The sequence below is a fragment of the Serratia proteamaculans genome, assembly GCF_004684015.1.
GTDB lineage: Bacteria > Pseudomonadota > Gammaproteobacteria > Enterobacterales > Enterobacteriaceae > Serratia > Serratia proteamaculans_F.
In genome coordinates this window covers 128915-154183 of the sequence record NZ_SRIA01000013.1, presented here as the reverse complement: position 1 = coordinate 154183, position 25269 = coordinate 128915, and the positions used below count along the sequence as shown (strand labels likewise).

15 protein-coding genes and 1 pseudogene are annotated in these 25269 nt (G+C 50.2%); 7 read left to right on the top strand and 9 right to left on the bottom strand.

What is annotated here, in order from left to right; translation table 11 throughout:
• The first annotated feature begins 145 nt into the window (after nucleotides 1–145).
• Entirely contained in the window at nucleotides 146–736 is a 591-nt protein-coding gene (gene pth / locus E5C26_RS10030) for an aminoacyl-tRNA hydrolase (RefSeq protein ID WP_112348087.1), read from the top strand.
• Between the two features lie 39 nt (nucleotides 737–775).
• Here the strand turns inward: pth and E5C26_RS10025 are convergent, their stop codons facing one another.
• Nucleotides 776–2305, bottom strand: coding sequence for a SulP family inorganic anion transporter (locus E5C26_RS10025; RefSeq protein ID WP_135316161.1), 1530 nt, complete (start codon nucleotides 2303–2305; stop codon nucleotides 776–778).
• 332 nt (nucleotides 2306–2637) lie between these two features.
• Between E5C26_RS10025 and ychF the strand changes: the two genes are divergently transcribed.
• The 4 genes and pseudogenes from ychF (at nucleotide 2638) to E5C26_RS10005 (ending at nucleotide 8627) form a co-directional block, all read left to right on the top strand.
• On the top strand, nucleotides 2638–3729 hold the full coding sequence (gene ychF / locus E5C26_RS10020) for a redox-regulated ATPase YchF (RefSeq protein WP_135316160.1): 1092 nt from the start codon (nucleotides 2638–2640) through the stop codon (nucleotides 3727–3729).
• Nucleotides 3730–3943: 214 nt separating this feature from the next.
• Nucleotides 3944–4526: pseudogene (locus E5C26_RS10015) on the top strand (integrase arm-type DNA-binding domain-containing protein).
• Nucleotides 4527–4789: 263 nt separating this feature from the next.
• The gene (locus E5C26_RS10010; protein ID WP_135316159.1) at nucleotides 4790–7051 is read left to right on the top strand and encodes an McrB family protein; all 2262 of its coding nucleotides are present in this window, start codon (nucleotides 4790–4792) and stop codon (nucleotides 7049–7051) included.
• A gap of 1 nt (nucleotide 7052) precedes the next feature.
• On the top strand, nucleotides 7053–8627 hold the full coding sequence (locus E5C26_RS10005; RefSeq protein WP_135316158.1) for a DUF2357 domain-containing protein: 1575 nt from the start codon (nucleotides 7053–7055) through the stop codon (nucleotides 8625–8627).
• Between the two features lie 4 nt (nucleotides 8628–8631).
• Here E5C26_RS10005 and E5C26_RS10000 read toward each other — a convergent pair whose 3' ends face one another.
• From E5C26_RS10000 to E5C26_RS09985, 4 genes are all read right to left on the bottom strand, one after another.
• Nucleotides 8632–9231, bottom strand: a complete 600-nt coding sequence (locus tag E5C26_RS10000) for a hypothetical protein (RefSeq protein ID WP_135316157.1) — start codon at nucleotides 9229–9231, stop codon at nucleotides 8632–8634.
• 426 nt (nucleotides 9232–9657) lie between these two features.
• Nucleotides 9658–13119: a DEAD/DEAH box helicase family protein gene (locus E5C26_RS09995; RefSeq protein ID WP_135316156.1), complete on the bottom strand. Its 3462-nt coding sequence runs from the start codon at nucleotides 13117–13119 to the stop codon at nucleotides 9658–9660.
• Nucleotides 13120–13135: 16 nt separating this feature from the next.
• Nucleotides 13136–14374, bottom strand: coding sequence for a restriction endonuclease subunit S (locus tag E5C26_RS09990; protein ID WP_135316155.1), 1239 nt, complete (start codon nucleotides 14372–14374; stop codon nucleotides 13136–13138).
• Nucleotides 14371–16002, bottom strand: coding sequence for a type I restriction-modification system subunit M (locus E5C26_RS09985; protein WP_135316154.1), 1632 nt, complete (start codon nucleotides 16000–16002; stop codon nucleotides 14371–14373). The genes E5C26_RS09990 and E5C26_RS09985 overlap by 4 nt, the downstream gene beginning before the upstream one ends.
• A gap of 751 nt (nucleotides 16003–16753) precedes the next feature.
• Here E5C26_RS09985 and E5C26_RS09980 point away from each other — a divergent pair.
• The gene (locus E5C26_RS09980; protein ID WP_135316153.1) at nucleotides 16754–17290 is read left to right on the top strand and encodes a dihydrofolate reductase family protein; all 537 of its coding nucleotides are present in this window, start codon (nucleotides 16754–16756) and stop codon (nucleotides 17288–17290) included.
• Between the two features lie 124 nt (nucleotides 17291–17414).
• Here E5C26_RS09980 and E5C26_RS09975 read toward each other — a convergent pair whose 3' ends face one another.
• From E5C26_RS09975 to ebgR, 4 genes are all read right to left on the bottom strand, one after another.
• Complete coding sequence (locus E5C26_RS09975) at nucleotides 17415–18905, bottom strand: amino acid permease (protein WP_135316152.1); 1491 nt, start codon at nucleotides 18903–18905, stop codon at nucleotides 17415–17417.
• 198 nt (nucleotides 18906–19103) lie between these two features.
• On the bottom strand, nucleotides 19104–19556 hold the full coding sequence (locus E5C26_RS09970; RefSeq protein ID WP_135316151.1) for a beta-galactosidase subunit beta: 453 nt from the start codon (nucleotides 19554–19556) through the stop codon (nucleotides 19104–19106).
• Complete coding sequence (ebgA, locus tag E5C26_RS09965) at nucleotides 19553–22648, bottom strand: beta-galactosidase subunit alpha (protein WP_135316150.1); 3096 nt, start codon at nucleotides 22646–22648, stop codon at nucleotides 19553–19555. Before ebgA ends, E5C26_RS09970 begins: the two co-directional genes overlap by 4 nt.
• A 189-nt stretch (nucleotides 22649–22837) precedes the next feature.
• Nucleotides 22838–23818: a transcriptional regulator EbgR gene (gene ebgR / locus E5C26_RS09960; protein ID WP_135316149.1), complete on the bottom strand. Its 981-nt coding sequence runs from the start codon at nucleotides 23816–23818 to the stop codon at nucleotides 22838–22840.
• A gap of 375 nt (nucleotides 23819–24193) precedes the next feature.
• Between ebgR and ygjJ the strand changes: the two genes are divergently transcribed.
• A complete protein-coding gene (gene ygjJ, locus E5C26_RS09955) occupies nucleotides 24194–25261 on the top strand; it encodes a protein YgjJ (protein WP_135316148.1) in 1068 nt (355 codons plus the stop codon).
• Nucleotides 25262–25269: the final 8 nt, after the last annotated feature.

The window sequence follows — 25269 nt, the reverse complement described above, 5'->3', positions numbered from 1 at the left end:
ATTGAATGATTCCGCTAATGAATTAGTCGCCGGGCTGATGATATCTGCCCACTAACGCCACACTCGGCATCAGGATTTTGTCATTCGCAGCGCAGGCAGGTAGACTAATGCCCTTTCCATTATCTCGATCATAGCGAATCTCCCAGTGAGCAGTATTAAATTGATAGTTGGCCTGGCGAATCCGGGTGCTGAATATGCCCAGACGCGACACAACGCCGGCGCCTGGTACGTCGATTTACTGGCCCAGCGCCATAACCAGCAGTTGAAAGAAGAGAGCAAATTCTACGGCTACACCGCCCGACTGAATTTGGCCGGTAATGACGTGCGCCTGCTGGTACCCACCACCTTTATGAACCTCAGTGGCAAAGCCGTGCTGGCGATGGCCAATTTCTACCGCATTGAGCCGGACGAAATTCTGGTCGCGCACGACGAGCTGGATATTCCGCCCGGTGTTGCAAAAATCAAACTGGGTGGCGGCAACGGTGGGCACAACGGGCTGAAGGATATTCAGAGCAAGTTCGGCAATAACCCGAACTTCTATCGCTTGCGTATTGGTATTGGTCATCCGGGCGATAAAAACAAGGTGGTGGGTTTCGTGCTCGGCAAGCCACCGGCCAGCGAGCAAAAAATGATTGATGAAGCGATCGATGAAGCCGCGCGTTGTACAGAGGTCTTGCTGACCGACGGTTTGGAAAAAACCGTTCGTCGCCTGCACAGCTTTAAGGCGCAGGCCTGATTGTGATTGCAGCGGGCATCACGCCCGCTGCCGAGTGGCTTAAGTTCGCAGCTTGAAGGTTTCCTCACCGACGTTGGCGTCATCAGTTTCATAGCCTTCTTCCGCCACGTAATATTGCGGATCGTCCAGTTCATGGCTGCAGAACGGGCCTGCCTGCTTTAACAGACGTACGCAGTCGCCGCTCAGGTGGCGCAACCGAATAGTTTTCCCTGCCGCCAGATAACGTGCCGTCAGCTTATCAATCGCTTCCACCCCGCTCGAATCCATCACCCGGGTACCGGCAAAATCCAGCACCACATTTTGCGGATCGTTTTTCGGTTCAAACAGTTCGGCAAAGGCCGCGGTAGAACCAAAGAACAACGGGCCGTCCAACTGATACACCGCAACATCCCCTTCCACCTGATGCTGACGCACCCGAATGCGCGCCTGCTGCCAGGCAAACACCAGCGCCGAGATAATCACCCCGCTGATCACCGCCATCGCCAAATCGGTAAAGATGGTGATCACCGTGACCAGCAGCATCACCAACGCATCCGCCTTCGGCATCCGTCGCAGCCGGCGCAGCGAACTCCATTCAAAGGTGTTGTAACACACCACCAGCATCACCCCGGCCAGCGCCGCTACCGGTAACAGACCGATGTAGCCTGACAGGCTGACCACAAACAGAATAAGCAATATCGCGCCGACGACGCCGGAAATACGCCCGCGCCCACCCGAGGTGAAGTTGATGATCGACTGACCAATCATCGCGCAGCCGGCAAAGCAGCCAAACAGGCCGCAAATGGCATTACCTGCCCCCTGCGCGATGCTCTCGCGGTTACCGTTGCCCTTCTTGCCGCCCATCTCGTCGAGCACCGTCATGGTCAGCAAAGATTCAATCAGTCCTACCAAAGCGATCACCACCGCATACGGCAGCACCACTTTGAGCATTTCCAGGTTGAACGGGGCCATCGGTAGGCTGAAATGCGGCAAGGCGCCGGAGATATCCGCCAAATCGCCAACCCGCAAGGTATGCAGGTTAAAGCCAATCGCCAGCGCGGAAACCACTATCAGCGCCGCTAACGAGGCCGGGATCACCCGGGTCAGACGTGGGAACAGCACCACCACCAGAATGGCCAGTGCCACCAACCCGTACATCAGCAGCCCCTGCCCGGCAATCATATGCAGCTGCGCCAGCATAATGACGATCGCCAGGCCGTTGACGAAACCGTGAATCGCCGGCAGTGGCACCAGACGAATAAATTTACCGAGTCGGAAAACACCGATCAGGATTTGGATAATCCCGGCGAAAATCGTTGCCCACAACACGTAAGCCATGCCGTGCTGCGCCGCCAGGCTCATCAACACCACCACTATCGAACCGGCCGCGCCCGACACCATGCCTGGCTTGCCACCAAACAGTGCCGTTACCAGACCGATAATAAAAGCCGTATGTAGCCCAACGATCGGAGAAAGCCCGGCGACCAAAGAAAAACCGACCGCTTCGGGGATCATCGAAACTGCCACCACAAAGCCTGCCAGCACCTCATTCTTGACGGTCGACAGCCTGAAATTGTTCAGGTTAAACATGGATTATTCACTTCTGACAGATAAAAACATTCCCCGCGAAGCAGGGATCAGAACCGCATGGCGCGGCAAACCTAAGGAGAGGGAATAACTCAGGGTGGACTGGGCAAGAAGTACATCCGACACGTTTCCTGTAGGTTAATCAGAAGTGTCAGTATGTGTAAATGTGATCCAAATCTCAATCAAAAACCGGCTTTGTGGCTGCATTTACCCGCAGCACACAGCCAGATCGAGAAAAACGGCCATTACGTGTATAATGGCGCCATTATTTCGTCCTTTATGCAGTGGGTTAAACCTAACCGGCTGATAGTTAAGATATTTAAGGTGATAACAACATGGGATTCAAATGCGGTATCGTCGGCCTGCCTAACGTAGGCAAATCCACCCTGTTCAACGCGTTGACCAAAGCGGGTATCGAAGCAGCCAACTTCCCGTTCTGCACCATTGAACCTAATACCGGTGTGGTGCCGATGCCCGATTCGCGTCTGGACCAGTTGGCCGAGATCGTTAAACCTCAGCGCATCCTGCCAACCACCATGGAATTCGTCGACATCGCCGGCCTGGTGAAAGGCGCGTCCAAAGGCGAAGGCCTGGGTAACCAGTTCCTGACCAACATCCGTGAAACCGAGGCTATCGGCCACGTGGTGCGCTGCTTCGAGAACGACAACATCATCCACGTGAACAACAAGGTTGACCCGGCTGATGACATCGAAGTGATCAACACCGAGCTGGCTCTGTCTGACCTGGACACCTGCGAACGCGCTATCCACCGCGTACAGAAGAAAGCCAAAGGCGGCGACAAAGACGCAAAAGCCGAACTGGCCGCACTGGAAAAATGCCTGCCACAGCTGGAAAACGCCGGCATGCTGCGTGCACTGGACCTGACCGATGAAGACCGTGCAGCGATCCGCTACCTGAGCTTCCTGACGCTGAAGCCAACCATGTACATCGCCAACGTCAACGAAGACGGCTATGAGAACAACCCGTACCTGGATAAAGTGCGCGAAATCGCTGCGGCCGAAGGCTCTGTCGTGGTTGCCGTGTGCGCTGCGGTTGAATCCGACATCGCCGAGCTGGAAGACGAAGACCGCGCCGAATTTATGGCCGAGCTGGGTCTGGAAGAACCAGGTCTGAACCGCGTGATCCGCGCCGGTTACGAACTGCTGAACCTGCAGACCTACTTCACCGCTGGTGTAAAAGAAGTTCGTGCCTGGACCATTCCGGTTGGCGCTACCGCACCGCAGGCCGCCGGCAAGATCCACACCGACTTCGAGAAAGGCTTTATCCGCGCGCAAACCATCGCTTTTGACGACTTCATCACCTACAAGGGTGAGCAAGGTGCCAAAGAAGCCGGCAAAATGCGTTCAGAAGGTAAAGACTACATCGTCAAAGACGGCGACGTGATGAACTTCTTGTTTAACGTCTAAATAAAATCTGCTGTCTCATGAGGTTTCGCTGAACCTCACAAGAGACTTAAAAAACTATAAAATCCACGCAATTGCGTGGATTTTTCATTTCATAGAGTCTCAACTCATCTCGTAACAACGCTGTCAAAAATGAGTACATGGATGAGTACAACGTTCTTCCATCTTCATTTTAAGTGAGTACAACAACGGTATAATAAATGAACAAGGCCCCGTTATGCTCACCGATACGCAATGCCACACTGCCAAGACGAAAGAAAAACTCTATCGACTTAATGATTTCAATGGTCTCTACCTCGAAGTGAAACCCAATGGCAAAAAGGCCTGGCGCTATCGGTTTAAACTCAACGGTAAATCCAGCATGTTTGCGCTAGGTGAGTACCCGACGGTCAAACTTGCCGAAGCTCGCGAGAAATGCGAGCAAGCGCGAAAGCAGGTCGCGGATGCCCTCTCAAGCTGTCAAAACTCTTAGAACGCTACAAGGATTAACCGGACATCGGCAGCACCTTTTCCCGGGCCGAGATAACCCACGTGGCCCGATGACATCGCACTCGCTGCACCAGCTAATTAAAAGCCTCGGCTGGAGTGGTATTTATAGCCCCCATGCTACCAGAACTACAGGAAGTACGCGTTTAAACGAAATGGGCTATCGACCTGATGCTATTGATGCCCAACTCGCGCACGCTGATACCAACAATATTCGTCACACATACAACCATGCAACTCACCTTGACGAGCGTAAAGTGATGATGCAGGAGTGGGCTGATATGCTGGACAAATGGGTAGCAGGATTCGAGTAGAACTTACTGCACTTAGTGAACCACGAGGATAGAACTCATTCCTCAAGGTCCACTTTGTGCCAAAAGTGGAAGTTCTAACACCGAACTATGGTAATTTTAAAAAAACTGGTTAACGTTTCTGATGCCTATCCTAAAAGGTCATTGGTTTTATAAGTTAAGTCATGAAAAGAACACCAATGCATTTTATAAATCAGTTAGATTTACTGCTTATTATCGGCCACTGATTTGATCGCATTGAATGCCTATGTAGCAAGGAAACTATCGTGCGCGCTGACTACACCAACGAAGAAAATCTTAAAAAGCTCCTCAACTCGATTGAACCCTGGAATGAAAGCCCGACATGGTTGAACAACCTTCATCCATTCCTCATCGAGGTCGGTCAGGCGGATTTAGAAACGCGTTCATCTTATGAGTTTCAGCAGCGGCTGTGGAGGCAGAATCCAATCAGTAATGCTGGGCAGGGAGCAATTGATGTCAGTAAAGCGATTGCGGACAATACCTTTCGCCTTTGGGTAGCAGAAAAATCAATGGAATCTCTGGATGACAAAAGTCCGGATGATTGCGCAACGTGGTTGGATGACTTTTATCACGAACTTCTAAAGAATATTCGCCCGTTCACTACGGCAACTCCTTATTTACTGGTTATGCGAACGCTGGCTGCATTCTGGCCTCGCAAACTAACGAGCGTGAGTAGCTTTACCCCAGCATATGAAATCGCCAGAATATGGTTTGGTAATGTGCAGTTAAACATTGTGAGATTGCAGCTGGAGATGACCAAGCACATGAATGACTTGCTTGGTGAGCCCGGGGAGGACTTAAGGGAAGTTGCAGCGCGAATGACGTTGCCCTGGCTATCGTTGGTAGCCGTTCGTCAGAATGAAGAGAGTGACCAGTCGGAAGCACTGAGTAAAGCCGGTGAGATTATCCTACAGCATCGACCCGCCGAACAACGTCGTAAAGGGCTGACCTCACTTAAAGGTGGCCTGAGCACCATCAAAACTGTGTTGTACTTTCTGGAGATACCTAAATCACGCAGTGATTTAATTGATTTTCTTCAGGAAGAATTCCCTGACTCAAAAAACAGTACCCTGAGTACCATTATCAGCATCCTCAGCAACGAATTCTTTGTGATTGAAAAAGAGGGAGACATATTTAGTCTCTCTTCCCGTGGAGTAGCATTTCTAAGAACGCAGGATCCTCAAGAACTAATCCCGGTAATGATCACGCATATTTTGGGTGTGGACCATGTACTGTGTGCGATGAAAGACGAGAGCCAAAGTTTTACACAGTTGTTGTTTTTACTCCGCAAAGTTCATACAGGTTGGACATCAGAAACAGTACCCCGCTCAATACTGAGCTGGCTTATTCAACTTGGCTTAGTTGAAAAGGACGAAAGGAAAACCTTCAGCCTGACAGATGAAGGCCTTAGGTGGGCTAATCGCATTACGTGGCAGCCCGAATTCTTGCCTCAAGTACCTGTCATCGAAACTGACCTGGACGTGGATGAGGTTTCATCTGAACTCAGTGTTCATTCCCTGAACATAAATGCGATAATCAGCGACGTAATTAAAGATAGTGCATTCCAGACACGACAGGTTGAACAACTTCATTTGGGACTATGGGCACACAAACAGCGGCACTTCGCAATATTGGCCGGCCTTTCGGGATCAGGTAAAACACAACTCGCACTGAGATACGCTCAGGCGCTAAGCACTCATCATCCTGCCCCCGCTTCCGATGAAGATAAAAAAACCTGGTTTGTTCAACCCGTGCTATCCGGTTGGTACGATCCCTCTGCGCTTCTGGGCTATATAAACCCCCTCAGACCAGAAAGTTATACCCGAACCCCGTTACTAAACTTTTTGCTGGAAGCAGCTAATTCACCAGAGATCCCGTTCGTCGTTATACTCGATGAAATGAATCTTTCTCACCCGGAGCATTATTTCGCGCCCTTCCTGTCTGCGATGGAATCTGGAACACAGCTGATGCTTCACAGTGAGGGCGATATGTTTGATGGAGTGCCAGCGCGCCTACGTTATCCTTCCAATGTCGCCTTTATCGGAACACTTAACATGGATGAAACCACGCTTAGCCTGTCTGATAAAGTGCTCGACCGGGCATGGACTATGGAGTTTTGGGAGATTGACCTGAAAAACTTTCCGGGCTGGAACAACTACGGACTCAGTGTTGGAGAACTGGGGCATGTTCGTGATGTTTTAACTTCACTTATGGAGTATTTAAAGCCTGAGCGCTTGCACTTTGGTTGGCGCACCATAGAAGATGTACTCAGCCACATCTCACTTGCGCGACAGCTGACTTCTTTTAACCTTGTAGATGCCCTTGATGACGTCATTTACGCCCGCGTTTTACCTAAGATTCGCGGTTCAGATAGCGCTCGTTTGCGAAAAATGCTTCAGGACTGTCATGCCCTCTGTCTGAAACTTAACCTACCACAGTGTGCTAACAAGTTAATATCCTTATCAAGTGACCTGGAGAATGCTGGCATGATGAGGTTCTGGCGCTGATATGAGACTCAGAGTCTGGGAAGAAGGAAATCGCAGCGCTACCCCCACCGCACTGCTGGATACCGCAAATCAGCCTATAAGGGGGTTTTCGGAACGTTGCAGGTACTTTATCGAATGCCCGAAAGATCTGCAGTCAGCACAGCTATATGTTGATGATGCCTGTCTGCAGAGAATACCGGACTACTGGGTCTGGCAGCCGGGTTTCTACGCAGGAGAAGTAGATCTGGAACTCGTTCTGAGCGATCAGGCCACCATTATAAGTTGGCGTGTCGATGTGAGTAATGACCCAGACAAAAGCGGTAAGCAAGCCTGGCAACAATTTATTCAGGACATTGTTCATTTTGACAGTGCAAGACTGGCAGGGAGTGAACCCGGGCAGCACCAGTTGGGTGGCATTTCGCGCTTTGCTGGGCTCTGGCTACGTTACGCTCGAATAAAGCAGTTCTTTCCGCTCTATGCTCAGGGATTAAAAGCCGTCCTTCTAACCCCGGTACAAGGCTATCAACAACAGACTCAACTGTACACGCTGGGAAGATTGAAAAAGCTCACGCCTTCCGTTGTGCAGCAACTCATCCAGCATGCAGATTTGCTGACCGGGACCAGAGCCAATACCAGCTCTGCCTTCAGAGACGTTCAAAATCTGCAGGTACAGGCGACTTTTATAGATAAGTCCTGGGATACGCCGGCAAATCGCCAGCTCAAATTCCAGTTAAATTTGATAGACCGACGAGTGACACAGATTCTTACTGACCTGAAACGCGATCTGACGACAACGGTTAACGAAGCCTCAGAGACTCGAACCAGCCTGAATGAGAGGCTAATTCGTAGAATTAATTATCTTACAGTAATTAAAAAACACTTGCGGCATGTCACCCAGCAACTGCCTTTTTCATCCACAGATGCCGAAAAATCCTATGGGATGGACTTCGAGTCTGTAGCCGGACATCCTCATTATCAGCTGACGTGGCGCATGGGAGTGAGATTACTTCGTGAGGGCATATCCGGACTATCCAGTGATGAAAGTCATTATCTGATACCTAGCTGGGCCATTTATGAAGTCTGGTGCTTCGTTGCCTTAACAAACGGCCTGAAGCGAAAGTTCCCACATATGAAATGGCAGCTGTCGCAGCATTCAGGCAGGCTCACATTTCGTGCAAAACACGAAGGTTTCAGTATAAGGCTGCACAGTCAGAAATCATTTCGTGCAATACTTCATAGGCCTTCAGCGAATCAAAACGTCCCTCACTCCATCAGTGGGATGCGTCGACCTGATTTGGTACTGGAGGTGGTAAATGCTGGAATGACACAATTTATTTGCCTGGACAGCAAATACACTTCGCGAAGCAAACGTATTCTTGAAGAGATGGCATCAGCTCATATTTATCACGACAGCCTGAGATGGGAGCGAAAACGTCCGGTGCTTTCGTTGCTGCTGGTCCCCTGTAATGACCATCTTGCCGAGCTTGAATCCGAATCGTGGTGGCAGGAACATCAGACTGGTTGCTTTACAATGCAAAATGCCGAGAGTTCCAGCCAATTGCTAGACAGACTATGGGCGCATCTAAAGACAAACTGAATATTTATTGTTGTGCAATCAACCCGAGATTGACCGGCTTACCGCTGTCATTACCGATAGCAAGCCCCTGCGCAAGCATGAGTTCGATATAGCCCGGCTGGGATAACTCGCGATCAAGTTCCAGCTCGAAATCCCAGGCCAGCTTCTGCTGCTGCAGCGCAGCATGTTCTGCTTCATCGCAAAGCAGCAACAGCAGCGGCATGAGATCCCCTTCGTTGTCCTTATAGGCGCTCAGTCTCCGCGATAACCTCTGCTGCTGTAGAACTTCAAGGATATTCCAGTCACGTTCAAATTCAGGTAATCGAATCCCGTGTCTGTCATCCTCCGGTTGTACAATCTGGTTAGCGGAAATGAGGATTAAGGGGGAGTTTCTGTTATCCAACCCATCGATCCACAGGGAGAAACGACGCCCGGTCAATCCGGCCGCCTTTGCCATTTCATATCCCCGAGGAGTTAATTCCATGCGCGCGGGTTCATACCAGCCCAAAGCGGCCAGTCGACTCAAAATTGGCGACAAATGTTCTTCCGTCAGGCCTGTAATACGCTCAATATCCTCCAGCCCGAATCCTTCCCTAGATAGTGCCTTAAGTACAAATTGTGACACTTTTCCCAGCCCCGAAAGCAGTTGATGCTTTAGGATGAATGTGTATTTTCTGAGGGGGAGAAAGACGATCAGATCCGCAGGTAATGCGTTGTTGTCAGGGCATACCGTTGACGCGGCTTCGGTTGTGAAGCATTCAGAGTGGGCATCGTCAGATGTGGTAATTTTGGTACAGGGCTTTATTGTATGGAGCTTTCGGCGGGCATTTCGCCAAAAGATATATTTCTAAAGAGATTGCCAAACATATTCCCTCTTATGCACTTCACAGTTGCATCAATAATTCACCATGACGCTTTTAGTCCATATGTGTCCGTACGCTCTTAATAAAAGAATAACCAAAAACAGGCATGACAGACAACCTAATAGTTAACGCTGATCGGACAACAAACAAATAACACCAGTGCCACGAACAAGGTGTGTATTGGTTTACTAAATTTGGCCAACTGCACTATGTTCAATGCTGATGAGTCTGTCGCGTAACACCATCGCTGTTGGAACATCAAATATTCCAAATACTCCCTCAAAATGCTCATCGGTGAATGGAGGCTGGGCCAGTCGTTCCGGACTCATCGTACCGTTTTCCGTCAACCATTCTATGATAGTGTTGACGAAATGAATCTGCTGACTATCAAAACGAGTCTCATCGAGATAATCGGCAAACGCGGCTTTGGCCGCATGGCGATCAAGCCCAACAAGTTCACGTATAAAAATGCCCAAAGGCTTATCGGGATGAATTGTTTGTTGGTAAGTCTCGGTATTCTCGATACCGCTCGCTTCAAACAGCTTGTGATCCAGTAGTTCAAGATCAAGTTTAGTAATATGTTGCCCACGACGCAGCCTCTGGATAGTGAGGTCATGCTGGTGTTCCCTCACCCAGGATTCAACACGTTTCCTGTACAGCGTTAACGCATCGCCATAGGTAAAGGTGTAGGGTGATTCACTCTCATGCACAGAGAGGAGCTCATCCTGAAAATTGGTGTAGACCACACCCGTGCTATCTTTATCGACAAACCGGAGCAACAAACGCAAACGCAGGCGAGTCTTCTCCAGATCTTCAAGGGAAAGTTCCTGCCAGAAGTGTTTACTCAGCACATACTCGAGCCATTCGATTTGCACTTCAACCAGAGGAATGCTGGCCTTACTTTTCAGCTTCTGGGCAATCTGTAGCAATTTGTCCTGCTGAGTATCGCTAACGCCTCTACGTTCAAGCAAAGCCAGCTGCATCGTCAAAATTAACTGATCGAAACGCAACGCCAACTCTTCTTCCCGCTCCTTTTCATCAAGCGGTTCCGCTGCACTTGGTAGCCGGGATATTTGACTAATCAATTCGCCAAGATGTTCATCCGTCAAATCCTGCCAAATCAAGGCTTTCTGGTACTTCTCAACCAGCTTACGGTTAGGACGGACAATAAAATTATCCAGGCTCATACCAGCAACACGATGGTGAAGCATTGTCAGCAAATATTGCCTGAGGGTCCCGCCATAGTTACCGCTTTCCTCGTGGCCTTTTAGCACCTGAGCCAGCATCAAGCGATTCTCAAATAACGACTGTGACAGCGACTTACCAGCAGAATCTGCGGCTCCCTGCGGATTCATTTCGAAATACTCAAAATTCTGGCAGATGTCGAATACTTTAAATTCTATTTTGTCATCATCCGGGGTCACGGGGCCGAATAATTTCTCGCACAGTCGGGTACCACGCCCCAGCATTTGCATGAACTTCACCTTAGACTTAACAACCTTAAAAAACATCAGATTGGAAACTTCAGGGACATCCACGCCGGTATCAAGCATATCGACAGAAATAGCCAGCGTCATAGGCGTATTGGGATCAACAGGGTCTCGTTCGCCTTTAAATTCTTCAATAAGGCTTTCGGCATATTTTTCTTTATAGGTTACCGTGCGAGCAAATTTCCCTTTAAATTTTGGGAAATTGTCATCGAACACCTCATTGATAAACTGTGCATGACGATTATTTGCTGCAAAAATAATCGTCTTCGCCAATCTGTCGCCGCCTGCAACTTTAATCCCTCTTTCCATTAGTGTTTTGAGGGCCGCAGTAACCGTGGGTTTATTAAATAAGAATTCGTTAATTTCAGAAGGCAGCACCTCATCCCGCTCGGCCAACTCTTCACTGCTTTCCCACTCTTCCTGCTCATCTTTGCTTAATTCACTGTATTTAATCCCCTGTCGTACAAAGCCCAGCTCAACACGGACGTCGCGCGGTGGAACGAGGTAACCATCATCGATGGCTTCCTGTAGTTCATAAGCAAAGGTCGGGTCATCGTCAGGTAACTGAAAGACGTCATAGGTATTTTTATCAAGATCGGCTTTCGGTGTTGCGGTCAGGCCCACTAACAGGGAATCAAAATAGTCGAAGATATAGCCGTATTTCTTATAAACCGAGCGATGAGCTTCATCGACAATCACCAGGTCAAAATGCCCGACGCCGAACAAGCGACTGTCCGCCGGTGCGCTAAGCAAGTTCATCATAGTGGGGTAAGTTGACAGATACAGTCGTCCTTTCAATGTACTGGTTGCCCCACTCAGAATCTCCGGTGAGCATTTCGGCAACAGCTTTGAGAACTCCTTTTTAGCCTGGGTCACCAGTGCATTACGATCAGCGAGAAATAATGCGTTCTTTACCCAACCTGCGCGCATCAAGAGGTCCAGCAGGCCGATAATCGTTCGGGTTTTCCCTGTCCCAGTAGCCATCACTAACAGCGCTTTGCGCCGACGCTGCTGGTCAAATTGTTCACACACAGCCCGAATAGCCTGCTGTTGATAGGGGCGTTTATGACCAGCAATACTCGTGTCGATCTCGACATTATTCAGATTTTGTGCCAACTCGCGACGATCGATCAGACGCTGCATTTCATCTCTGGATAAAAAACCCTGCACTTTACGCGGCACATAGTTCAGATCGTCCCAGAAGAAGATCTCATAGCCATTGGTGAAATAGATTAACGGGCGGCGGCCCTCAAACCGGGAGTCCTGCTGCAGGCAATCAGCATAAAGTTCAGCCTGACGCTTCCCCTGCTGAACGTCCACTGTAGTACGTTTAGCCTCAACAACCGCCAGCGGCTTGCCGTCTTCTCCCCAGAGAACATAATCAACAAAACCATTTCCCTGCGGATTTTGGCTGGAAAGAGGCATTCCTGCGACCGGATATTCGCGATCGCGACTGTCCTCCAGTAGCCACCCCATCTCTTTTAGGTATTGGTCGATAATAAAGTGACGGGTTTCAGCTTCGTTGTAATTATGACTGTCCTTAACTTCAACGTTTTGCAGCTTACGCTCAGCAACTCTCGCTTTAAGTTGTTCCAGCTCCTGGCGTAGGGTGGCATTTTCCCGCTCGCGTTTTTCCTCTTCACGCTCCTGCTGACTATCCCGTTCTTCAAGTTGCTGTTGTAACTCTTTGAGCTTTTGCGCGCTGCGGGTAATCAGTTCGGCATCAACATGAACCGTTTGCGGGACATTTTTAAGATCAAACACATGATTGCTGGCGGGCTGATGGGCGGTATAGGTACGATAGAGCCAGTAAAGAACGTGGTGCAACTCTTTCAGGGTTTGCGTGGCGACAGCGGCACTCACTTTCGCAGAACTGTGCACTGCATTATTACCTGATTTCTGGATCGCTTTAATCTTAGGGAAAACGCTGGTCCCCACCAAATCGCGAAAATCAGGCTGGTTTATTAACGTGTTAAGGCTGGTATCATACTTAGGTTTCAGTAATCCCCTGTCGAATTCATACATCCAGTGAACAGCTCGCTCCAGCGTGTAACGACTGTAAAAACAACAGGTACGGGGATCGCTGTTCAGCATTTTCTCCGCCTGCTGAGCATTTAGCTGAATTTCTGACCACTCACTTAAGAAAGCAAAATTCGACATCGGGTATCCTTACTTATCAGGCCACTTTTTTGAGGTCCAGTTTTCCGGAGAAGGCGCGTTGCATTAGGGCGTTGAACTGTAATTCAAGAGTCAAACTCAGTTCTTTTGTTTCTGCAATTCTGTCCTGAATAGCTTTCGCTTTTAGAACATATTCATCTTGTATTTCTTTTGGAGGAAGCACAACGGCCAGTGATTTTATTGTCCCCAGATTTAACCCATCCATGATAGCCCCCTTATTACTTCTCTTAATTTGCTCTATGACATGAGAATTCCATTTAAGAGTATCAGCTATAAAATGAGGATTAGCCTTATTTTTATCAAGTGTTAAAACCGCCAAGTGCTTGGTGGAAATTGCAAGAGGTATATCAGCAGGAATCACAGCAACCCGGCCAGTTGTCCCCATAATGGTAATGATTACATCATGAGGATGAACAGTATATCTTTTTAATTTCTCATATTTTTGCTTTGTTATGAAACGCCGCTCAACCCAACGAAATTCATTTGAAACTGCATTGTCAATACCGATTACGGCAACACCAGAAGAGACAAATTCTGAATGTTTTAAATCACTGCCAAATGGGCCTGTACGCATGCTGCTTTTGCTTGTATCGCAAAGATCTGAAATGGTGTAACTGCTCCAATTAGAATGTTCTTTTGCAGATATTCCCACATTAGATTCATAGACAGCTTGCGCCAGCGCGTTGAGTTCTGAGCTAATTTGAATAGATTGCTTACGTAAATCCCCGCACTGCATAAGTATTTCAGCTATTCGCTTTTGAATTGAAACGGGTGGTAACGGAATTTCCAGCTCAAGAAATCGTTTACGATCCAAATTTGAAATGTTGGTTGTTTGTTTTCCAAGCAATCGAATATCATGCTGAACCTGCTCTGAATTAATAAATAAATATAAATAATCTGGCAGCACTTTATCCAAAACAGGTCTCAATATAGAAATGAACCCTCCAGCAGTGGACTGGTAATCAAGTTTTGGTACCTGCACGACTTTACCTACTAAGTTCCAACTGTTGGCACTAGATATTAAGATATCACCATGTTTAAGAAAGAGTTCTTCTCTTTTAACAAGAGCCTTTGGAACAGCAATTAAATCTGATTCGTCCAGTTCATCCTGAATGTTTTTCGTCCTCATACAAATAACAGCATCAGGATGAGACGCATCTATCTTTTCTTCAGGCTTGAAAGTGATTCCTCTTATAAATGTAAGGACCTCACCCAACTTCACCATCGACCAATTCACAGCATTTTCTCCAAATCAGCAATCCCTTGTTCCATCGCCTTTTGCAGTTCTTTAATTCGCTGCAAAATCACCGCTGGAGATTCGTACTTAACTTCCTCATACAGCGTCTCTTTATAACGGTTGATGCTGAGATCGTACTCTTTCTCCACGATCTCACTTTTTGGGACAAAGAAGCTTTGATCGGTGCGCTTACGTCCGATCTCTTTATGCGCATTTTGCCAACGCCACAACACATCAGGGATATTGCTCAATTTGTGGTTAGGTAATTCTGAAGGAGCCTGAACACCTTCTGCAGCCTGTTCATCAACGGTATCTGCTTCAGTGGTTAGCGGCTGGTCTTTAATCAGCGGTGTACGTTTATCATCCAGCGAGAAACCGTCGGCTTGCATATCATAAAACCACACATCATCCGTCCCGCCGCTGTTGGTTTTGGTGAAGAACAGAATGGCTGTTGAAACACCTGCGTAAGGTTTAAACACGCCAGAAGGCAGGGAAACAACCGCATCCAGCTTATGCTTTTCCACCAAGGTCTTACGAATTTCACGGTGCGATTTTGTCGAACCAAACAATACACCGTCCGGCACAATTACGGCTGCGCGACCACCTGGCTGCAGCATGCGCAGGATCAGCGCCAGGAACAACAGCTCGGTTTTCTCGGTTGGGTCTTTTTTCTTCTTCTCTTCGCCGTCTTCTGTCTTAACGACTTTCTTTTCGGCTTTTTTCGGCGATTTGCCCAGTGCGGTCAGCAAATCTGGCGACAATTCATCGTAGGCCACGCTGCCCTTAAACGGCGGGTTAGCCAGGATCAGGGTGAATTTGTCTTTGATGTTGTCTTCGCCGTAATCCATCAGGCTATCGCGGTATTCAACTACAGGGTTATCCACGCCATGCTGCATCATGTTCATGGCGCCAATGCGCAGCATCGACTGATCAAAATCGTAAGCATTGAACATCACATTATGGAAATGAGCGCTGTTTTCTGGCTTCATTAACGCGGTTTTATGGTGTGTGCGCACATATTCTTCCGCGGCCATCAGGAAGCCACAGGTGCCGGAAGCCGGGTCACAAATCACATCGCTGCTGTCGCCACCAAGTTTTGGCTCGGTCATATTCACCATCATTTTGATGATATGACGCGGGGTACGGAACTGGCCGTTGGTCCCTGCTGATCCCAACTTGCTCAACATGTATTCGTAGAGATCGCCTTTTGTATCACGATCGTCCATTTCCAGCTTGTCGATCAAGTTAACCACTTTATCCAGCATTGGGGCGCTGGGGATCATGAAGATGGCGTCTTTCATGTGGCGAGCGAATGCGCTTTGCTGACCGTGGATAGTCTTGATAAACGGGAAAACTTTGTCCTTTACAAGCTCAAACATTTCCTCAGGGTCAATGTTCTTGAATTTGTTCCAGCGGTAGTGCTGTTTGTCAGGCGGAAAGAGCGCGTTTTGCAGACAGCTGCTACGCAACAACGCCTGATTCTCACGCTGCATCTCAAGCTCATCCAGACGGCGGATAAACAGCAGATAGGTGAATTGTTCGATAACCGAAGTGGGATTAGCGATTCCGCCGGTCCAGAAGGAGGTCCAGATCTCATCGACCTGGTTGCGTAGCTTACCTGTTAACATATGATTCCTGATAACTTTTACGTCTCTGATATGGCGATCAGAGATGACAAATGGAGTTTGGCCGAAGCCAGAGACAAGTTGTCCTATTGTACCAATGAAAAATGCCTCTTTGACGCTTTTTTCACGTTAGAGCATCAGGAAAGATGAAGAAGTGAGCTAATCACGTACTACAAGACTTCATTACACGTATTCGTAAAATAGTTCAGGGTACCAATGATGCATCACATCAAATGAGTACAGTCGTGAGTATATGGCTATATTAAATTAATATTAACTATATATATCATCGACTTAAACAAGTAAGTATGGTTTAACGTCTAAACCTCGTCTTCTGCAGCAAACTCTGAAATCCCCGCCCATTACTGGGGAATCCCCAGTAATGGGCGGGTGAAAAAAGACAGGCATAGAGTTTTGTGATCTACTGATTGTTCCAACAATTCAATGAGATCACCTCTATGCCTGCTCGCCAAGTATCTCAGAAGTTCTTCCGTGAAGCTTTAGCCCCGCTCCATAAATTCTGACATTAGCGGAGAATGTCCTTCGACATTCTCCGCTAATTTTATATCGAATGGCGCTGAGCACCATTCTGAAGCATCTCGCCAAAACCTACCGAAATATGGTGTTGGTTTATTAGCGCTGATTTATGGGGATCCCTCAGCGCCAAGGCGTGGATTTTTTGTTTTAACGCGTGTTGTTGATTTTGCTGCCCTCCAGGACAATAATTTTACAGCTTATAAATAAGGAACCTTCAATGGTCACGATACACGTTTTTATCGCTACCAGTCTGGATGGTTATATCGCGCGGCGAGATGGCGACATCGAGTGGCTATTGCAACGCGATGATCCAAGCGAAGACCATGGTTTCGACGCCTTTATCGCTGATAAAGACATGATCGTGATGGGCCGAGGGACTTATGAAAAAGTTCTCAGCTTTGACTCCTGGCCTTATGACCTGCCCGTCGTGGTACTGTCCAAACAGCTGGTCAATGAGCCAGTTCCCCTGCCCCTGAAGGGTAAAGTACAATTCTCCGACCTCACACCAAAGCACCTGATTGAACAATTGGATGAACAGAGCATCCGTCGGGTCTATCTCGATGGCGGGCAACTGATACAGTCTTTCCTGCGTGAAAACCTGGTCACCGATATGGTAATCACCACGGTGCCAGTGCTATTGGGTTCAGGAAGAACGTTGTTCGGTGCGATGCCTCAAGATGCCGATTTCAAATTACTGTCCAGCCGAAGCTTCCCTTCCGGCCTGGTACAGTCCCACTATCTGTTGACCCAATAAATCCCCCGTGCGGACGCCCGACCCTGATGCGCAAGTTTATCGGAGGAATGAGAGTGGCGCTTATCCGAGCCGCCATTTAAAACCCCTCAGCGGGCGCCGAGGGGCGAGCTTTATCGATAATGGATTACAAGGGGGTGCAACTCAGATCGCCAGCGAGATTCTTTTTGCCATCCTGCGCTTCCAGCTCGATTCTGGCTAACGGCGTGTCCTCGTCATAACGGGCCTGCGCATCCAGGGTCTTCGAGTATCGGTTGTACTTCCACCAGGCATAACCGAGGAAGATCACCAGGCCGCCAACGTTATAAAACACAATGGTCATAATGCTGGCACCGGTCGGAAAGGTTGAGGCGACAAAACCCACGGCAAAAATAACGATCAGCGTGCTGACAATCGCGATGCCCTGCAGCCGGGAGCCCATCTTGAAGTCACGCTGTACCCGGTCGTACTTCAAACGCAGGTTCAGGTAGGCCAGCATGATGAACAGCGGCGGCAGCATCGAGGCGGCGGCGGTCATATTAATCAGCGTATTCATCAAATCCTGCACGCTATCAGAGCCCAGCGTCGGGATCAGCATCAGTGGGATGACGATAAAGAACTGTAACCAGGCCGCGCGGGTGGGCACGCCGTGCTTGTTCAGGCGGATGGTTTTCTCGCCAAAGATGCCTTTGGGGATCTCGGTGAAGAAGATTTTTACTGGTGCGGCGGTCCACATCAGCAATGAGCCAAACATGGCGGTAAAGGAAATCAGGCCAACGAAACGGTTCATCAGCACCGCCGGTAGGCCAAAGTGCGCCGACAGCCCTTCAAACACCTGTACCGTCCCACCGGTAAAGTGCAAATCGGCGCGGCTTACGAACACGTTGAGCAGCAAAGAAGACACCGAATACAGCACGCCGATCACCAGCCCGGAAAGGATGATCACTTTCACAAACGAGCGGCTGCCGCCCTTCACGTCATTGACATACACTGCCACCGACTCGGCCCCGCCCGCCGCCTGGAAAATCCATGCGGTGATACCGAGGAAGGCCCAGTTAAAGTTGGGGGTGATGGCTTCCACCGTAATTGGGTTGGCCGGTTCGATACCGCCAATCACCGCCGCACCGGCCAGGATGATGTAGGAGAACGTCAGCAACAGCATCAACGAAGAAGTGACCGAGGTCATTGGGCCCAACAACTTGGCACCGCTGTTGGAGATATAGGTCGAGAAGGCGAACAGGAAGATACTGATGATCGCGGTGGTTAACGGTGTAAAGACGTAGTCATAGCCCAAAAACGCGTAGGAAGCGTAAGCGATGACCCTCGGCAACAGCGCGGTAAAGAAGAACAGGTTCACGAACCAATAGGTATAGGCGGTCATAAACGCCCAACGGCCGCCCAGGGCGCTTTTTACCCAGGCGTATACCCCGGCCTCGGAGTTTTTATTTAACGAAACGAACTCGGCAATGATCAGGCAAAACGGAATAAAATAGATAATGGTCGCCACCAGGAATACCGGGGCGGAGGCAATGCCAAGCTGAATATTATTGTTTATTACGTTGTTAAAACTGAACACTGCCGCGAACGTCATCGCCAGCAGGCCGAACTTGCCGATAGTATTTCTATTCGACACAGCCATAGACACTCTCCGAAATTTTGTAGGGTATACCCGTCATACTTGAAGCTGCACCGGTGTTGGTTGTGGTTGATCACCATAATCACCTTGTAGGGGGCGAATAAATTCGCCCCGATGAATGCGGGCGCAGCATGCAGCGCCCCTACGATGTTGCAACTCCAATTATTTAGGGGGTCTTTATATTGGAATTAAAAACTTCCGCTATTTATTAAGGAAATAGCTGTCTTCTACCGTCACTTTTAAAATGACTTTTTTTACCTGGTGACTTTCTTTAAAACGATACGCCTGGTGATTCTCAAAAATAACCACGTTGCCTTGCTCCACCCGGTGTGGCTCGCCCTGCCCGCTGAAAAACTCGCGGTCGGTTTCATCCTGATAGGCCACCACCGGGGTCAGGTCACGCTTGTCGGCAATCTCAATAGTTTCCTGGCCAGCAAGGTAATAGTGCAGATCAAAATAGCGGCGATTCCCCTCCAGCCAACCGTGCTGTTGGCCCGGGCCGGATGCCAGCCGATAAACCAGCGAGTCGCCAACCGAATAAAAAACATCGGGCTCGATGCGTTCAATATTATTGATGGCTTCCATACAGCGTTGCCATTTTTTCCCGGCGCGGTAAATAAGCTGAAACTCCGCTAATGACTCGACAATAATCATGAGTTCGCCTCTTCTGACTGAGCGTTATTATTGGCCGGTGCAAAACGATAGCCGGCGAGCCTGGCCCCCTCGGTTTCCTGCCGATTAAACGGCACCAGCGTAAAGCCGTAACTGAACGGCGACAGATAAACCCGATAGGAGTCCAATACTTCCGAACCCCAGGAGTTGGAACCCAGCCCCAAAATTTGATCGTCGAGGTTTAAGGTCAGGTAGTCGCTTTCTTGCAGCTCGTTAATATGCTGCGCCTGATGCAACATCTCGGCACTGTAAGGCCACAGGCTGAAGTTGATCGGGCGCCGCGGCTGGATAAAGAGCCCGTGGCCATTGGCGTCTTGCAGACTCAACCAACGCACCTCTTGCCGGTTACCGTTATCCTGCGGGAACGGATAGTGCTCAAACAGCTCGCCAACCCGCTGCCGATAGTGGCCGATAAGGTTGGCCTGGCAGCTATCCTGATAGTTTTCTCCCGGCCCGCGGCCGTAGTATTCCACCTGTTCAAAGCGGCGGCTGAGGCCGAAATCCAGGCCAATCTTCGGAATGACCTGCTGGAAATCGCCGTAAGGCGCGCCAGACAGATCCAGGCTGACGTGGCCCTGCGGCGATATTTGCCAGCGGTAACGGCAACGCATGCCAAAATCAAATACCGGCGGGGCAATCAGGGTGCAGACTTCAATCACCACGTCATCCCCCTGCCGTTCCCAGTGCAGGCTGCGGAAATGCTGCTGCATGATCTGCAGATGGTTCGGCAACCAAATGCCCTCATACTCCTGCTTATGGTTGTCGATCACCGGTTTGAAGAAGGTCAGGTGCGGTGCACGGCCCACCACCTCATCCCCAGCCACTTTCCACGACTGCAGTTCACCACTCAGGCGCGAGAAGGTCAGGCTGAAGTTATCGCCGCTGACAATCATTTGATGATTTTCATCAGCGCATTGCAGCGCAGATACACGCTCGCAGGCCGGTGGTGGAGTCAGTAACGCGGTGGCGGGCTGTAACAGATGTTGATACTGCCCCAGCAGATCTCCGCTTTCGCTGTAACGGGTGGCGCTGTCTTTATACACCTCGACATCGATAAAGGTTTCTTCCGCGCCCAACGCCAATGCCGGCAGATGAACCTCTTCAGACTCGCCCGGTTGCAGGTGCGGTAGCTTGATGTCATAAGCGGCCAGCTGCCGACCGGCAGCCTTAACACTGATCTTCAGCGTAATATCGGCCAGCGAGCTAAACCAATAGCGGTTTTTGACCAACAATACCGGCTGCTTCTCAGCCGCGCCGCTCACCTCGACCGGACACAGCACCTGTTTGTATTCACGCAGGCCAGGGCCAGGACGCTGATCCGGATAGATCAGGCCATCCATGCAGAAGTTATAGTTATTCGGGTAATCGCCGTAATCGCCGCCGTACTGATAACGTTCACGCCCCTGCGGGTCATGGCTGAGCAAACCGTGATCGCACCATTCCCAAATGTAATGTCCCTGCAGGCTGGCATGGCGGTTAAACACCGATTGATATTCGAACAGCCCGCCCGGCCCGTTCCCCATCGCATGAGCGTATTCACACAGAATGCGGGGTTTGGGGTGAGGATATTCACCGAACGCATTCATCATCGCCACGCGGGAATACATGGTGCTGATCACATCGACCACTTCCGCATCCCGGTCTTCTTCGTAATGCACCAGTCGGGTGGCATCGAGCGCCTTACAGCGTTTGGCCATGGCGCGAATGTTGCAGCCATAACCGGACTCGTTGCCCAGTGACCAGATGATGATTGAGGGGTGGTTTTTCTGCGCCTTCACGTGGCGCTCAATGCGTTCGACGTAGGCGTTTTCCCAGCGCGGATCATCGGTGATACGGCTGATATCCCCGACGTTGGCAAACCCGTGACTTTCCAGATCGGTTTCCGCCATCACAAACAGGCCGTAGATATCGCACAGCTCGTAAAAACGCGGATCGTTCGGGTAATGGGCAGTACGTACCGAGTTGATGTTGTGCTGTTTCATCAGCACGATGTCACGCTCAACCCGCGCCATGTCAACCGCCCGACCTTTGCGGTGGTCGTGGTCATGACGATTAACGCCGTGCAGTTTCAGGTAGCGCCCATTAACGTAGAATAAGCCGTCGCGCACGCTGATTTCACGGAACCCGACCCGTTGCGGCACTACCGACAACAGGTTGCCATCAGCGTCGTGCAGGCTGAGTAACAATTGATACAGATAGGGATTTTCCGCATTCCACTGCCTGGGCTGGCTGACCGGGATCTCAAACCGGCAGGTGGCACCCGCTCCAATGCTGAGTTCGTTCGCCCACTGCTCACCGACGCAGGCTTCACCGTCAAAGAGCTGCGCCTGCAGACGATAACCGCCAGCCACGCCTTGCCCCAGATGCTGTAACCCGACTTCTATCGCCAGCAACGCATCGCAATACTGCTCGTCGAAGGTGGTTATCACAGTGAGGTCATGAATATGCGTCCGCTGCTGCCCAATCAGATAAACATCGCGGAAAATACCGGCCATCCACCACATGTCCTGATCTTCGATATAGGTGGAATCGGCCCACTGCATCACGCGAACCGACAGCAGGTTATCCCCCACTTGCAGATAATCGCTGAGATCAAACTCGGCAGCCAGTCGGCTGCCTTTACTGAAGCCGACGTAATGGCCGTTGAGGTAAACCTCGAAATAGGTTTCCACGCCGTCGAACTTGATGATGACCTGTTGGCCTGCCCATTCATCACCGAGGGTGAAATGGCGTTGATAGGCTCCGGTAGGATTGTTGGTCGGCACATAAGGCACGTCAATCGGGAAGGGATAGCCTTCGTCGGTATATTGCAGTTGACCGTGCCCTTCCATCTGCCACATGCCCGGCACGGTGATTTCGCCCCATTCTGCCATCGGCTGGCTGTAGAAGGCCGAAGGGACCAGGTCCGGGTGTTCGAAGTAGCGAAATTGCCAGCGCCCGCTGAGCAACTGGAAGCCCAGGCTGGCGTTGCGATCAAAACTCAGCGCCTGCCTGGCATCCGCGTAGCTGAAGAAACTCGCCCGCGCCGGTAAGCGATTCTCCGACTGCTTTTCTATGTTTTCCCAATTATTCACGTCACGTCTCCCGACATCCTTCAATGGGAGAACGATAGTAAACTTTTAGTAAAAATTACAGATCATATTTACCCAATGCCGACGGGATCACAAAAAATATTAAATATCTCTTTTAATCATGACGTTAATTTTTACTCTGGCGGGCGTCCCTGTGCCGCAGCCATCGGCGTGCCGCACAGGGAAAATTAATCAGGCGAGCGTGGTGTCGCGCAACTGGAGCGAACTGGGGACGAAGATTGATAAAGGAATGGTTCGCTCGTCACGAATGCGTTCCATCAACAGGTTGACGGCCTGGGCACCCATGGTTTCGGAAGGAATGCGAATCGTTGATAAGGCAGGGAAAATAAAGCGTGCGGTGGGAATGTCGTTCACGCTGATCAGCGCAATCTGCCCAGGGACCTGGATGCCCTTTTCGTGCAAGGCACGCAATACGCCGATGGCAATAGAGTCGGTCGCCACCAACAGCGCCGGAGGATAATCGGCGGCACGCTCGAGCATTTGTCTGGCACACTGGTAACCCGCCTGGCTGCTGAAATCACCGGTGTAAATATCCTGGGGCTGTACCACGTTTTTCAGCCGACCATACTCGACAAAGGCCTGCTCGCGCTGGTCAGCAAAGGCTGGATCGTCACGCCCGCCGATAAACCCAATACGCGAATAACCCCGGCCAATGAAATAGTCGATCACCTTCTGGCTGATCTTGTACAAATCAACATTGACGCAGTCGAACTGCGGGTCTTCAACCACACCGTCAAGGAATACCACCGGCACTTTTTGTTGGCTCAGCTGCTGGTGCAACCCCGGCTGTGGTCGACCGATAACCAGCAGACCCTCCGCCGCAGGCAACGTTTTTTCACCGTTGAAGTCATAGCAGGCCACCAGCGAAATACCCAGCTTTTCACATTGGGTTTCAATGCCATAGCGCATCGCCAGATAGTAAGGATCGTTAATTTCGATGCCCTGCTTGTAGGTGAATAGCGCGGCAAACGTCAGCCGATGCCCGCTGTGACGTTTTGAAGGCTGGACTTTGTATTCGAGACGCTCCGCAGCTTCCAGAATTTTCTGCCGGGTTTGCGCCTTCACGCTCAGAGTGGGGTCGTCATTCAGCACTCGCGAAACGGTAGCGACAGACACGTTCGCAGCTTCTGCGATTTCCTTCAGTGTGGCCATAGAGTCTCAATGGATAGACAAAACACTAGCTTACCGGGACAGCTCAGCAAGGTATACGCCCAGATTCGCCATCCCCCCTTTTTACCCGTCAGAAACATCCTTATCGCGCCCTGCGCGGCGGTTTCAGACTCTTCGCACTGCATAGTGGCGAAGATACCGATTTCACCCTTTGTGATCAAGTTAACGATTTACTGATTTTGCGATATTTTTTACTAAATATTTTACTAATATAACTGCCGCTTTACCGTTCTACTTTAGACGGTTTTTTACCTCCTCCCAGGGAAACGGGGTCGACCCACTTGGTGTTAATGGATTGAATTGGCCGGTGTTATGCCGTGCTAATCATCCACTAGCCCAAAACAGATGCGTGTCCAAATGAAAATAATAGCAAATAATAAATTTTTACCCGCTTTACTGCTGATTTTACCGTTGAAACTGTCGGCACAGGAGTCCGTGGTGCCGGCGGAACATAACGTACTGCCGCCCCCCGAACTGACAACCTCCGCCGCTACCGCCCTGCGCTTTTACGGTGAGCTGGGCATAGGTGGCAGCGTCTATCTCAACGGTGAACACCAACACAAATACAGCGACGGTACCTACATCGAAGGCGGGCTGGAGATCAAACATGGCCACTGGTTCGGCCTGATCTACGGCGAAGGCTGGACGGTGCAGGCGGATAGCCAGGGCAATGCCTGGGTGCCAGACCACAGTTGGGGTGGATTTGAAGGTGGCATCAACCGTTTTTACGGCGGCTATCGCACCGATGACGGCACCGAAATGATGCTCAGCGTGCGTAATGACTCCTCGCTGGACGATCTGCAATGGTGGGCCGACTTTACCCCGGAATATGGCTATGTGATCCCCAACACCCGGGATCTCTCCTATGCCGCCAAGCTGCAGAATCTGACCGGGAAGTTCCGCTACAGCGTCACCGCCGCACCGGAAAGCCGCATCGACGAGAGCAAGGCGTTACTGCACTTCGGCAAATATGACCGCTACTCGGACAAGTACACTTACCGCGCCATGGTCAACGGCTATACCCAATACGATCTGCAACCCGAGCTGACGTTATTAAACGGCCTGGAAATCACCGACGGCATGGGTCAACTGTATCTGTTGGGGCTAAAAGGCAAAAATCTGGCCGGCCGCGTCTGGCACCACACCGGTAAAGGAGACGGCAGACACCCGGGCACCGAGTCGGGCCTGATGTTAAGCGCCATGGTTGAAGCCACCAAAGGGCTGTACTTCTCGACCGCCTACAGCTACGCCCGCCACCGGCTGGACAATGCGCCGGACACCGCCACGTCTTACGCGCAGGCCGGTATCTGGTACGAGTATGCCGGCGGCAAATTCGCCACCGCGCTGGACAGTAAATTCTATATGACCAACGACAGCACCGATGCCAGCAATTCGGTGTTTCTGATGCAGTATTTTTATTGGTAACGAATAAG

Bases quoted from the DNA above. Each gene is read 5' to 3' on its own strand.
- ychF (WP_135316160.1), top strand. From the start codon at position 2,638: ATGGGATTCAAATGCGGTATCGTCGGCCTGCCTAACGTAGGCAAATCC.
- E5C26_RS09980 (WP_135316153.1), top strand. From the start codon at position 16,754: ATGGTCACGATACACGTTTTTATCGCTACCAGTCTGGATGGTTATATC.
- E5C26_RS09975 (WP_135316152.1), bottom strand. From the start codon at position 18,905: ATGGCTGTGTCGAATAGAAATACTATCGGCAAGTTCGGCCTGCTGGCG.
- E5C26_RS09995 (WP_135316156.1), bottom strand. From the start codon at position 13,119: ATGTCGAATTTTGCTTTCTTAAGTGAGTGGTCAGAAATTCAGCTAAAT.
- E5C26_RS09970 (WP_135316151.1), bottom strand. From the start codon at position 19,556: ATGATTATTGTCGAGTCATTAGCGGAGTTTCAGCTTATTTACCGCGCC.
- E5C26_RS10025 (WP_135316161.1), bottom strand. From the start codon at position 2,305: ATGTTTAACCTGAACAATTTCAGGCTGTCGACCGTCAAGAATGAGGTG.
- E5C26_RS10005 (WP_135316158.1), top strand. From the start codon at position 7,053: ATGAGACTCAGAGTCTGGGAAGAAGGAAATCGCAGCGCTACCCCCACC.
- ebgR (WP_135316149.1), bottom strand. From the start codon at position 23,818: ATGGCCACACTGAAGGAAATCGCAGAAGCTGCGAACGTGTCTGTCGCT.
- E5C26_RS09985 (WP_135316154.1), bottom strand. From the start codon at position 16,002: ATGTTAACAGGTAAGCTACGCAACCAGGTCGATGAGATCTGGACCTCC.
- ygjJ (WP_135316148.1), top strand. From the start codon at position 24,194: ATGAAAATAATAGCAAATAATAAATTTTTACCCGCTTTACTGCTGATT.